General features: G+C 69.8%; 5 protein-coding genes. All 5 read right to left on the bottom strand.

Going from position 1 to position 12,619, the window contains the following annotated elements:
• Positions 1-47 precede the first annotated feature (47 nt).
• The 5 genes from cysS to SGRAN_RS06265 all read right to left on the bottom strand — a co-directional run bounded on the left by cysS (position 48) and on the right by SGRAN_RS06265 (position 12,616).
• Entirely contained in the window at positions 48-1,520 is a 1,473-nt protein-coding gene (gene cysS, locus SGRAN_RS06245) for a cysteine--tRNA ligase (protein ID WP_067186939.1), read from the bottom strand.
• A gap of 210 nt (positions 1,521-1,730) precedes the next feature.
• Positions 1,731-7,745, bottom strand: coding sequence for a hypothetical protein (locus SGRAN_RS06250; protein WP_067181687.1), 6,015 nt, complete (start codon positions 7,743-7,745; stop codon positions 1,731-1,733).
• A gap of 30 nt (positions 7,746-7,775) precedes the next feature.
• Positions 7,776-9,599: a ShlB/FhaC/HecB family hemolysin secretion/activation protein gene (locus tag SGRAN_RS06255; RefSeq protein WP_148650810.1), complete on the bottom strand. Its 1,824-nt coding sequence runs from the start codon at positions 9,597-9,599 to the stop codon at positions 7,776-7,778.
• A gap of 196 nt (positions 9,600-9,795) precedes the next feature.
• Positions 9,796-10,560: a hypothetical protein gene (locus SGRAN_RS06260; protein ID WP_067181690.1), complete on the bottom strand. Its 765-nt coding sequence runs from the start codon at positions 10,558-10,560 to the stop codon at positions 9,796-9,798.
• Positions 10,547-12,616, bottom strand: a complete 2,070-nt coding sequence (locus tag SGRAN_RS06265) for an adenylate/guanylate cyclase domain-containing protein (RefSeq protein WP_082737430.1) — start codon at positions 12,614-12,616, stop codon at positions 10,547-10,549. Before SGRAN_RS06265 ends, SGRAN_RS06260 begins: the two co-directional genes overlap by 14 nt.
• Positions 12,617-12,619: the final 3 nt, after the last annotated feature.

A 12,619-nucleotide genomic window follows, 5' to 3' on the forward strand; every position in this document is an offset into this window, starting at 1 on the left:
TGTCGGGTGTCTCGACTTCGCTCGACACGAACGGAACGCGATGTCGTTCAGCTTTCGAGCCGCCAGTCCCAGCCGAGCGGGTCGCCGTCCATCACCTCGACCCCGGCGGCGCCCAGCTCGTCACGCAGCGTGTCGGACGCGGCGAAATCCCTGGCGGCCCGCGCTTCCTTGCGGCGCGCCAGCGTCGCTTCGATGGCGGTTTCGTCGATGGTCGCACCCTTGGGACGGACGCGCAGCGCCTTGCGCGAGAGCGTCAGCAGGTCGAGCCCGAGGACGCCGTCCATCCGCGCCAGCAGCGTGCGCTTCTGCCCGGCGTCGACCTTCTTCATCGCCGCCGCCTCCTCGATCAGGGTCAGCGCGATCGGGGTGTTGAGGTCGTCGGAGACCGCCGCGTCGAACCTTGCGAGCAGGTCGGCCAGCCGCCGGTCGGTCACCGGTACAGCCTCCGCTTCGCGGACCGCCGTCGCCGCCATCACCAGCCGCTTGAGCCGGGTCAGGGCCGCACCGAGGCCTTCCCACGAAAATTCCAGTTCGCTGCGATAATGCGCCTGGAGGCACATCAGGCGATAGGCGAGGGGGTGATAGCCGCGGTCGACGAGCGTCTGGAGGCGCAGGAATTCGCCCGCCGATTTCGACATCTTGCCGCCGCGGTCGATCAGGAAATTATTGTGCATCCACATGCGGGCGCCCGAATGCTCCGCGCAGTCGAGCCCGCCGCAGCCGCGCCACGCCTGATTCTGGGCGATCTCGTTCGGATGGTGGATTTCGCGGTGGTCGATGCCGCCGGTGTGGATGTCGAACGGCAGGCCCAGTTCGGCCTCGCCCATCACCGAGCATTCGAGATGCCATCCGGGCGCGCCGCGTCCCCACGGCGAATCCCATTCCATCTGGCGTGTCTCGCCGGGCGGCGTGCGGCGCCAGATCGCGAAATCGGCGGCGTGGCGCTTGCCCTCGACCTCGTCGATGCGGCCTTCTCCCTCGTCGGTCACCGCGCGCGCCAACCGGCCGTAATCAGCGACGGTCGACACGTCGAAATAGAGGCCGCTGTCGAGCTGGTAGCAATGGGCGTCGGCGATGCGCTCCGCGAACGCGATCATGCGCGGGACATAGTCGGTGGCGACCGTCCATTTCGCGGGATCGCGCACGCCCAGCCGCGCGAGGTCGCGCTTGAACTCGGCGGTGTAGAAGGCGGCAATGTCCCACGCCGACTTGCCCTGCGATGCCGCCGCTTTTTCCATCTTGTCGTCGCCGGCGTCGGCGTCGGAGGTCAGGTGGCCGACGTCGGTGATGTTGATGATGTGGCGCAGCGCATAGCCCTTGAACGCGAGCGTCCGCCCCAGCGTGTCGGCGAAGACATAGGCGCGCATGTTGCCGATGTGCTGGTAATTGTAGACGGTCGGCCCGCACGAATAGACGCGCGCCTCGCCCGGATGGACGGGCCGGAAATCTTCCAGTTGGCGCGTCAGGCTGTTGAACAGCCGGAGCGGCGCGCCGGGCGCGGAGGCGGGGGCGTCGGTCATCCCCGCGCCCATGCCCCGCGCCGGGGTTCGCCGTCAACCGAAAGGCGCCTCGAAGCAAGTCCGGGAGTGATGCGCTCATGATCTCCCCTCCCGCTTGCGGGAGGGGGCGGGGGTGGGCAGGCGGCGTTGCATTGGCCCACCCCGCTACGGCTAGCGAACGAGTTCGCAAGCCTTGCTGTCCCTGCCGCAAGCGGGAAGGGAGTCAGCCATTCAATGGCCCGATATGCCCTGGCTCCCCGGCGAGGTCCACAGGTCGTCGTTGCCCGCCCCCGTCACCGGATCGTCGAGCAGCGGCTCGCCGGTCATCGGGTCGAGTTCGCGCATCGTGATCAGCGGCGTCGGCAGGCTGTTGCCTTCGCCTTCGTCGCTGTCGGCGCTTGCCTCTTCCTCGATGACGTCCTGAACGGGGAAATTCATCTCCACGCCTCCCGGCTGCGTGGGCAGGCAGGCGCCTGTGTTGAGGATCAGGCAGCCGTTGAGCGTCGAGCGCCGGTCGAAGCTTCCGGAAGCCGGCGCCGCGCCGTTGACGGTGAGCAGCGCGATCGTGTCGAGGCCGGTGACCGGGCCCGACGCGCCGGCCCCGACGCCGTTGACGACGATGCGCGCGCTCGGCGCCGATGCTTCGACGTTGAGTCCGAGCGCGCCGAAGGTCAGCCCGCGCCGCTGAGCGGTCTGCGTTCCGGCGCCGCTGTTCTGGACATAGAAGCCGTCGCCGACGGCGGCATTGATGCCCCCGGCGAACAGCGCGCCCTCGTCGCTCGTCACTCCGTCATTTTCGGCAAGGCGCGCGTCGATGGCGTCGATCGAAGCCGCCCCCGCGATGTCGCCGATCGCCGCCTGCGTTGCGACGAAGACGGCGCTCGCGGCGAGGTTCAACCGGCCGGCCGGGTCGCTGCCGTTCGACAGGCGCACGCTTCCCTGGCCGAGGATGACCTCCAGCGCCGTGTCGGCGGCGACGGTCAGGCTGTTGGCGTCGGCAAGATCGGCCAGCGCAACCGCGCCGATCACGCGCGCGCGGCCCGGCGTCCGCAGCGTCAGCGATCCGTCGGCGCCGAGGTTGGCGTTCGAGGATGCGCCGCCGGTCATGGTGAAGCCGTCGATCACCAGGTCGGGCTCGGCGCCGCCGCCGGCGACCGCCGGCGCGACGATCTCTATGGCGGCGGCATGGAGGCGCGTCATCTCGTCGGCGTCGATGTGATAGCCGGCGACGGTGCCGGTGCCGCCGACGAAGCTTTGCCGTCCGTCGTCGTTGTTGGCGAGCGACAGCGTGCGGGTGATGCCGGGGGTGCCGAGGCGGCCGCTCGGCGCAATGGTGATGTCGCGCGAGGCGAGCGTCATGTCCCGCCCGGTCACCGCGTCGTCGACGAGGATGGTCGTGCCGGCGCTGGCGGCGAGGGCGTTGGTCACGCCGACGCCGGTCATCGTGATCATCTCGTCGGCGTTGAACTGGGCGGCGTCGGCGGTCAGTGCTTCGATGATCATATGCTCGCCGCTGTTGTCGAAGCGCGCCGTGCCGGCGATGGTGGCATTCTCGACGATGAACCGGTTGCCCGAGCGGATCGTCGCGTCGCCGACGTCGGTGACGATGTTGACGAAGGTGATCGGTCCGTTGGTCCCGATGTCGAGGCTGTCGGCGCTGACGCTGACGGCGTCGCGCGAATTCAGGTTTCCGACGCGGACGGCGCCGTCGTCGGTGGTCAGCGTCGTCACGCCGCGGCTGTAGATCTCGTCGGCGTCGATCCCGGTCCCGGCGCTCAGCGTCACGGCGCCGTCATCGCCGGTTTCCGCCGAATCTATGGCGATCGATCCATCGGCAATGAGCGTCAGGTTGCCGCCGGCGACGACCGATCCCGTGACCGCGCCGCCCGCGTCCGCGATCAGATTGTCGAAGGCGCCGACGCGGACGGCGGCGATGTCCGTGCCGGCCGTCAGCATGACGTTCGACAGGTCGGCCGGCGTCGTCGCGATCTGCAGGAAGGGCACCGGCACCGATCCGCCGCCCGCATAGACGACGCTGCGGCCGTCGGGGCCGGTTCCGGTGGTCGCCGCATCGGTGGCGTCGATCGCGCCGCCCGCCTGGACGGTCAGGTCGTCGCCGGCGGTGACGTTGGCTAGCGTCGCGGTCGTTCCGGCGAGGACGAACACATCCTCGCCCGCGGTCGCTCCGGTCAGGCTCGCCGCGCCGCCGGTACGGATACCGATCATCGTCGCCGCGCTGCTGTTGGTCAGCGCCGCGTCGCCGCCCGCATCGACGAATACATAGCCTTCGGAGAGGGTGTTGCCCGACGGATCGGCATAGCCGCCCGCCGCATCGGCTTCGGCGGTCACATTGCCCGCCGCATTCAGTTCTATGTTGCCGCCCGCGCGATAGGTACCCGAAAGGTCCGTTCCGGCGGAGACGATGATGTTGCCCGCCGTATCGGCCAGGCCGATCGCGACGCCGCCCGTGCTCGCCGTCGCGCGCAGCGTTCCATCGGACTGGATCGTGCCCCCGACGGCGATGCCCGGGCCGTCGATGGCGACCGTGCCGCCTGCGGTGATGTCGGTTCCGAAGACCCCGTCGGCGGCGCCGGTGCCCTCCGCGGTCAGCGAGACGAAACTGCCCGCGCTCACCGTGTTGAAGGCGATCGACTGGCCGTTCACCGATACGAAGCCGCCGGCGCTCGAATTGCCGAGGTCGACCGTGCCGGGCGAGGCCACGACGATGTCGCCGCCGGTGACGATCGAGTTGAGCCCGGTCGCGAAGCTGCCGACGTTGGCGGTGAAGTTGCCCGCCGCCTCCGCATGGACGACGGTGGCGGCACCCGTAGAGGTCAGCACGATGTTGGCGCCATCGGCTTCGGAATCGGTGCCGCTGCCGGTCGCTTCGATCCGGCCGAGCGCCATGCTGGCGGCGGTGATGCGCATATCGTCGCCCGCCGCGATGATTCCGGAGGTTCCGATGCTGCCGTTGACGGCGCTCAGCGCCATGTCGCCGCCCGCGCGCGCCGACCCGATGGCGATCGAGCCGTTCGTCGATGTCAGGGCCAGCGCGGCGTCGCTCGCCGCGGTGCTGCCCGCGTCGCCGGTAATACCGTTGGCGGCGGTCAGCGTGGCATTGCCCACCGCCGTGATAGTCGGTGCGCCGCCGGCCGCCGGCGTGGCGTGCCGCAGGTCGATCTGGTCCCCGGCCGCGATGTCCAGCGTGCCGCCCACCGCGACGTGGCCGCCGCCGGCGGCATAGATGCCGACCGACCCGTCGGTCGTCAGCCGCATGTCGCCCGTCGTCGCGATCGAGCCCGCGCCGGTGGGTGCCAGCAGAATGCCCGTCGTCGCGGTGTCGAGATTGCCGGCGGTCGGCGCGGCCACCCCGGTTACCGAGACGCTCAGATCGGCAAAGGTCGTGCGGCCGTCGCCGCCGATCACGACCCGCCCGGCATCGTCGCCGCTGGCCGAGATGCCGGTGAAGCCCAGGTTCAGCTCGCCCGTCCGACCGTTCGCTGTGGTCGCTTCGAACAGGACGCGGCCGCCGGCGGTTCGGCCTTCCCCGCCCGCGCCTCCATCACCGCCCGTTCCGAATCCCCCTTCGCCGGGCGCCCCCGCGGTGCCGTCGGCCCCGACGAGCAGCGAGTTGCTGCCGGTGGTGATCGTGCCCCCGGCGGCGAGCAAATGCACCGTTCCGCCGATGCCCGTTCCCGCCGCACCGCCTTCGCCGCCGATGGCGGTGCCCATGTCGTTGCCGGCGCCGCGGCCACCGGCGCCGCCGGTGCCCACGCTTCCAAGATCGGCGATCGACGACGAGTTATTGGCGTCGATCAGCACCGTGGCGCCGTCGCGCGCGATGATTTCCTGCGTGCCGCCGGTGCCGGTGCCGCCGGCGCCGCCCGCCGGGGAAATGGTCGGATCGGTGTAGGAGATACTGCCGAATCCGCCTTCTCCGCCGGTGGCCGAGGCGCGCAGGTTGGCGCCGAGAACCACCGCGCTGCCGGTTTCTCCGATGACCTCCAGCCGCGCGGTGCCGCCGACCGCGTCGCCGCCGTTTGCCCCCGTCGAGCCGGCCGAAAAGCCGCCCGCGCCGCCGACCGCCTCGGCGCTCATGATCGAGAAAAGCGAACCGACGGCGTGGTCGGTGACGATCAGTTGCGCGGTTCCGCCTTGCGCGTTGCCGCCGCGCCCGGCCGGCCCGGCGCCATAACCGGTTCCGCCCACGCCGCCGAGTGCGTCCGCATTGACCATGACGAGGTCGGAAATATCCGTATCGGCGGCAAGACCAAGCGTCGCGGTGCCGCCCTGGCCCAGACCGCCGCCGCCCTGGGCGCCGGTCAGGTCGCTGCCCGAACTGAAATCATAGGTGGCGCCGCCGCTGCCGCCCTCGCCATGGGCATCGACGGTCAGGGCTCCGCCGCTTATGGTGCCCGATACCAGATCGAAACGGGCCGAACCGCCGATGCCGTTGCCGCCGTCACCAGCATCTCCGCCTGTCACGAACGCATAGAATTCGCCGCCGGTGCCGCCGCGACCCGACGCGTCGAGAAGAGCTGCGCCCATCTGCACGTCGGCGCCGTCGATGCGCATCGTCGCGGTTCCGCCGTAGCCCATACCGCCGGTTCCCGCCGGGCCGACCGGAATGCCCGAATCGAAATCGGCGCCGCTGATCCCGATTCCACCGCCGCCGCGCGCGACGATCGCGATGTCGCCCGCCTCGAGTTCGCCGCCGGTCAGTTCGGCGCTTGCCACGCCCCCGTGCCCGGTGCCGCCGGGGGTGTTGCCGTCTTCCGCCACGGCGCTGATGACGAGATCGCCGACCTCGGTTCTACCGCCGCTTTGCGAAAAGGTCGCGGTGCCGCCCTGGTTGATGCCGGTGACCGGATCGGTCCGGCCGTCGGCCCGGATGGCGAGCAGCCCGCCGCCGGGCAGGCCGCCGACGAAGATCGAACCCCCGTCGCGGACCGTGACCGAGGCGTTGCCCGTCGCGCCGCTCGATTCGATGGTCAGATTGCCGTCCGCGCCCGCCGACTGGCCGCTGCCCCCGGTGCCGACCACCAGCGCCGCCGAGGCATCGCCGATGAACAGGCCCTCGCCTTCGACATGGATCTCGCCGGGCCGCTCCGGCACGGGGGCGGTGGGCGGGACGGCGGGAAGCTGTTGCTGCGATTGCCCCAGGAAAGCGCCGCTGGCGTGGGCGGTGGTGTTGCTGAGGAAGCGCACGTCGCCGACCGTGATGTTCGCCGCGGGGCCGTTGGCGGTCGAGGCATCGATCTCGCCACCGGCGATATTGTAGCCCGCCGACAGCCGCACCGCGCCATCGGGGTCGGTCTGGGCCGTGATGGCATCGCGATAGCCGACCTGTCCCGACACGAGCATGGTGACGGCGTCGTTCTTCGCGATCGCGACCATATGGATGCGGCTGTCATAGGCGCTGCCCTGGATATGCGACGGGCCGGTCGTGATGCCCGTATGCGTGATGGCGTTGCCGCCTTCGGCACCGGTCAGCACGTTGATGTCGAACAATCCGGTGTTGATCCGGATATCGGCGGCCTCGGCCGCGACATAGGCGACCGAACCGTCGACCTCGACGCGGCCGGCCTGCACGATGCGCGGCGCGACCAGCGCCACATAGCTGCTGCCCGGATTGACCACCTGGTTCGCATTGATCTCACCGCTCACGGCGATCGCCGCCAGGCTGCCGGGGGAGCCCCGAAACCGGATCGCGCCGGTCGTCGCGTCGAAAAATCCGCCGGTCGTGTCGATGTCGTTGGCGGTGAGAAGCAGGCTGCCGACGTTGATTTCGGCGTTGGCGCCGATCAGGATGCCGCCGCCGTTATAGAACCAGATGCTGCCGCCCTGGTCGCTGACGTTGCTGCTGCTGATGGTTCCGTTCAGCGCAACCCGGCGGCTCAGCGAGCCCCCGGCGCCGTTCACGAACCGGTTGAGGACGATATAGTTGCCGCTGCCGTTGAAATTCCAGTTGCTGTTTTCGGGCAGCACGTCGATGTCGCCGCCGGTCGGTGCGGTGTCGGTCGGCACCCAGTTGATGATCGTCTGGGGATCGGAGACGCCCACCGTCGTCGTCCGGCTTGCCGTGTCGGTGCCGATGGTGACGCTGCCGGGTGGGTTGAGGGGCGTCGCCGCGACCTGCGCATAAGCGCCCGGTGCGAACACCATCAGACCCGCCGCGACGGCGCAGCTTTCGAGCAGGCGCCGCTTGCCTTTGTGAACGGCCGAGGGAACTGCGTGGGCCGGCATGGCGTTGATCCTTGCTGCAAAAATCATGGCTCAGCGCCTTCCGATGCCGAACTGGGTGGTCAGCGACACGAGCAGTCGGGGGTCGGGGCGCTGCGTGAGGAACCCCGCCCGGTTGAGCGGCACCGCGAGCGTCATGTCGAGCCGCGCGGCGTTGCCATAGGCGACGCGGACGCCGCCGCCGGCGGAATAGAGCTTTTGCGGGTTGAGCCCGTTGAAGGCGCTATCCTTGTTCCACACCCAGGCGGCGTCGAAGAAGGCGAAGGGCTGGAGCGCGAAGCTCTTGATATTGGCGGGAACGAACGAGCCGACCCGCGCCTCGAGTGCGACGGCGACGCCGCCGTCGCCGATCACCGTACCGGGGTCGAACCCGCGACCGACGGTGAAATTGCCCCCCGAAAACTCCTCATAGGCGAGCAGCGGATCGCTCGCCCATTGCGCGCGCGGGGCAGCCGACAGCGTGAACTGCTTGACCGGACGCCATTCGGCGAGCGCGTTGGCGCGCAGCAGGAAGGCGTCGGGCTTGCCCTCGATCCGGGTCAGCGGCACCGCGCCGGGCAGGAAGCAGGCCGCGCCGCCCGGCCCGCAATCGTCGCTGGCGCCAAGGAAATCGACGCCCTGCCGCGCCTCGATCGACGAAGCGAAGGACCAGCGCGGCTCGGCGGGGCTGTAGCCGTCGCGTCCCGCGATCGCGGCGGGGTCGATCCAGGCGGCATCGGCGCGCAGGTTGAAGACGCGCAGCCGGTCGCGGTTGAGCGGCACGCCGCCGAACCCGATATCCTGGTCGATCAGGTCGAGCCCGCCCGACAGGGTCAGCCGGTGCGCCTGCGCCAGCGCGACGGGGTAGGAGGCGAAGAGACTGGCGATCTGCGTGTTCGACTTGATCGGCAATCCAGCGACATCGGGCCGTGTCCAGGCGTAGGTATAGCTGCCGCCCAGCCGCAGACCGTCGCCGCCCACGCGGAATTCGTGCGCGAGCTGCACGACCTGCTGTTCCTTGAAGTCGGCGGTCGAATAGATGCTGGCGGTGGTCAGGTCGCCCATGCCGGTCAGCCCGGCGACGCGGACGCGCGCGACCCCGCCCAGCCGGCCGACGTCGCGCGATCCGAAATTCTGGATATTGGCGTCGAACATCACCGGGGTGCGGGCGACGCGCACCTCGCCGACCACCTCGCCCGGGTTGGCGCCGGGGCGCAGCGTCAGCCGCGCATCCATGCCGGGAATGTCGCGCGCCAGCAGCAGATAGCGCTCGGCATCGATGATGTTGAACACCGGCTGATCGTCGAGCCGGGAAAGATAGCGTTGCAGCAGCCGTTCGTTGCTGCCCGCGTCGCCGCGCACCTCGATCCGCGTCATCCGCGCGGCGAGGATGTCGAGTTGGACGATGCCGTCGGCGATGGTCTGCGGCGGAACGCGCACCGCGGCCAGATAGCCCTTGGCGCGCAGGATCGTGGCGGCATGGTCGCGAATGTCGCACACGACCGAGATCGGCCACGACTGGCCGACGCGGTCGGACCAGCTGGCATCGAGCATCGCCGGGTCGATGCCTTCGACGCTGGAGAAGTGGACGCCGCGCAGCGTGATGCGCGTGCTCGCATATTCGGGGTTGGCGAGCGGACAGGGCGCGCGCTCGATGCTGTCGTCGGCGGCGACGATGCGCTCGCCCGGGGGAACCGCGGGGGGCAGCGACGGCTGCTGGATCTCCTCGCGCGTCGGGACCTGCGGCGTCGTCTGCGCGATCGCGGGAAGCGGACACGCCGCCATGACCAGCCCGGCGGACCAGCCCCATGACCGACGTCGTCCGGATGGCGCCCGCCGCGCGGTTGCCGGTGCGTCCGATTGCCCCAGATCGATCATGTCCACCCCTTGCGTACTGGCGCGTCCCGGCGTGGCCGGTCGCCCCCATCTTGTCGCGTCCGCCACGTCGGCGGCACCGCGAATATACGACCCAGGGAAAGCTCAGCCGGTTGTGCGGCTATAATTTTTCCCAGTGCTACCAGATGCATCGGGCGGGTTCAATGACCGCCCGCTGCCTCCGGTGGCCGGCCATTCGTCAGCCGCCGGCGGCTTCCGCCTCCGACATCGCGTCGATCAGGCGGTCGAGTTGCGGCGTGCAGCCCTTCGCCATCAGCATGTCGATCGATCGCTCGACGGTGTCGGGCGCCGATTCGATCTGTGCGAAGCGCACCGTGACCGGCGCGGTCAGGCCGGCGCCCGACAGGCGATAGTTGACGCCATATTGGATCGGCACGGCGTCGGCCGGCCATTTGCGGAAATTGGCGCCCGACACGAAGGCGACGGTTTCGCCGCGATCGCCATGCTCGATCTTGAGCAGTTCGTCGCTCTCCATGTGCGGGCGCCACAGCATCAGCGTCGCGGGATCGGCGACGCAGAAGGTGCCGCCCTCGCGATAGTCGAGCAGCCACAGGTTCGGCGCGCGCATCTCGGCAGGCACGGGCTCGTCGGGGCCGCGCGAGAATCCGCCGCGCGACCGCGTCGTCGGCCCCTTGGCGAGCATGCGCGTCACCGTCGTGCCCATCGACTGGCTGGCCTGGATCGTGCCCCCGGCGTTGAAGGTGCCCGGCCCCGACAGCGTCCGTGTCCGGCCGCTCTGCATCAGCACGACCTTGTCACCCGCGACCAGCGTCACCCGGTCGCTCGCCTTCAGCTTCGCGCCGGTCGGATATTTGGCGGCCGACGGTCCGGTCGAGCGCACCACCATCGACTGGGCGGCGGCGGTGCCGGCGAGCGCGACGGCGAGGACGGAGGCGGCGAGGGCCAGGCCGGCACGGCGCATCCGCAAGTCAGGACAGAACATAGCTTTCTCCCTTTTCGGTATCGTTCAGGCGTTCGATCAGGAACTGGATGGCGGCATCCTGTCCGAACTCGCCGGCCAGCGCTGTGGCGCCGGTCACATAGGCTTTCCTATCGCCCGCCGCGTGCGCGGCGACAAGCGCGGCGATGCGGCCGCGCTGCGCGGCGTTCAGATCGGGACGCGGCGTGAAGACGTCGACCGGCCGTGCGCGGCCGCGCAGTGTCACCCGTCCCATCGGCACCAGATCGTCGCGGCCCGACCGCTCGGCCGCCTCGGCAGAGATCAGCACGCCGGTCTTCAGGCTCTTGTTCGCCGATTCGAGCCGCGAGGCGGTGTTCATGCTGTCGCCGAGCGCGGTATACTGGATGCGCCCTTCGCCGCCGAAATTGCCGACGATCGCGTCGCCGACGTGCAGCCCGACGCGCGTCATGCCCAGCGGCGGGACGCCCTCGGCCATATCGACGCGGAATTGTTCCCCCGCCCGATACATGGCGAGCGCGGCGGCGGCGGCCTTTTCGCCGTCGTCGGGGCGGCCGATCGGCGCGCCCCAGAAGGCGACGACGGCATCGCCGACGAACTTGTCGATCGTCCCGCCATGGTCGAGCACGATGTCCGACAGCCGGTCGAGATATTCGTTGAGCAGGCGCGCCACCGTTTCCGGCGTCGTCGCGTGGCTCAGCTTGGTGAAGCCCTCGAGATCGGTGAACACGCAATAAATGGTGCGCCGCTCGCCGTGCAGCGAAAGCTGGTCGGGGTCGCGCATGATCTGCGCGGCAACGTCGGCGGGCAGATATTTGCCGAGCGCCGACTGCGCGAAGGCGCGCTGGCGCGACCCGATGGTGCGCGCCGCGGTGCCGACGGCGGCATAGCCGAACAGCCAGCCGAGCGCCCAGCCGAAGGCGGGCAGGGTGGTGGTGTCGATGCCGCGCCCCTGGAACCAGAAGGGGACGACGACGAAGAAGGCCATCTGGACGAGGAAGGCGAGCGCCACCCAGCGCGCGCGCACGTCGATCAGGCTGGTCAGCCCGCCCGCCAACACGACGAGCAGGGCGAGCGCCCACAGCAGCGCGCCCGGGATCGGCGCAGTCCATGCCCCGTCGAGCTGCTGCGCGAGCATATGCGCGTGCACCTCCAGCCCGATCATCGTTTCGTGCAGCCCGGTCAGCGGGTCGGTGAAGCGGCTCATCGGCGTATTGAACTGGTCGTTGTCGATGATGTCGCCGCCGATCAGCACATAGCGTCCGCGCACCAGTTCCGACAGGCTGGCGCGCAGGTCGGCGTCCATCGGCATCGCGAACGTATCGATGGGCAGGTTGGCGAACACCGGCTCTTCCTGCCCCGCGGTCGCGCGCGCCGGGGTCAGGAAGCGGATATTGCCCTGAAAATCGGCATGCGCCGCGTCGACCGGCGCCAGCGCGTTCGCCATCAGCGGCGGCAGCGTCTTCGGCCGGTCGGGCCAGGTGCGGATCACCCCATCGCCGTCGGTGCGGAACAGCACGCTCGTCGGCTTCGTCGTCGCGGTGGCGACGTCGGCGATGAAGGCCTGAAGGAACCTCTGCTGTTCGTAGAAGATCGTGTTCGGATTGCTCGCCTGCTCGGCATAGGCGAGCCACGTCGGCGTCCGCATCGCGCGAAGCTGGCTTTTCAGCAGCGGATCGTCGGGGCGCGGCGAATCGAAGGCGATGTCGATGCCGATCGCCTTTGCCCCCATCTGGTCGATGTTGGCGAGCGCGCGCGCGAGCAGGGTGCGGTCGAGCGGCGAACGGATGCCGGTGTTGAACAGCGTCTCGTCGTTGTAGGTGATCAGGACGATGCGCTTGTCCTGCGCGACCTTCGGCGCCATCAGCGTCGCGCGCGCATCATAGAGCGCCCGCTCGGCATCGTTGATCAGCGGAATCTGCCAGCTCGTCCGCGCGATCAGCACGGCGAGCAGGAGGAAAAGCAGGGTCGCCGCCATGCGCGATGGCCCAAGCTGCGTCGCCAGCCGCCGCAGGCGCTTGCCCAGCGGAACGGTGGCGGGCCGTTCGGCCGCGTCGGGGGGTGCCTGCGGTCGCGTCATCGG

Origin of the sequence: Sphingopyxis granuli (genome assembly GCF_001559015.1) — a bacterium.
GTDB classification, from domain to species: domain Bacteria; phylum Pseudomonadota; class Alphaproteobacteria; order Sphingomonadales; family Sphingomonadaceae; genus Sphingopyxis; species Sphingopyxis granuli.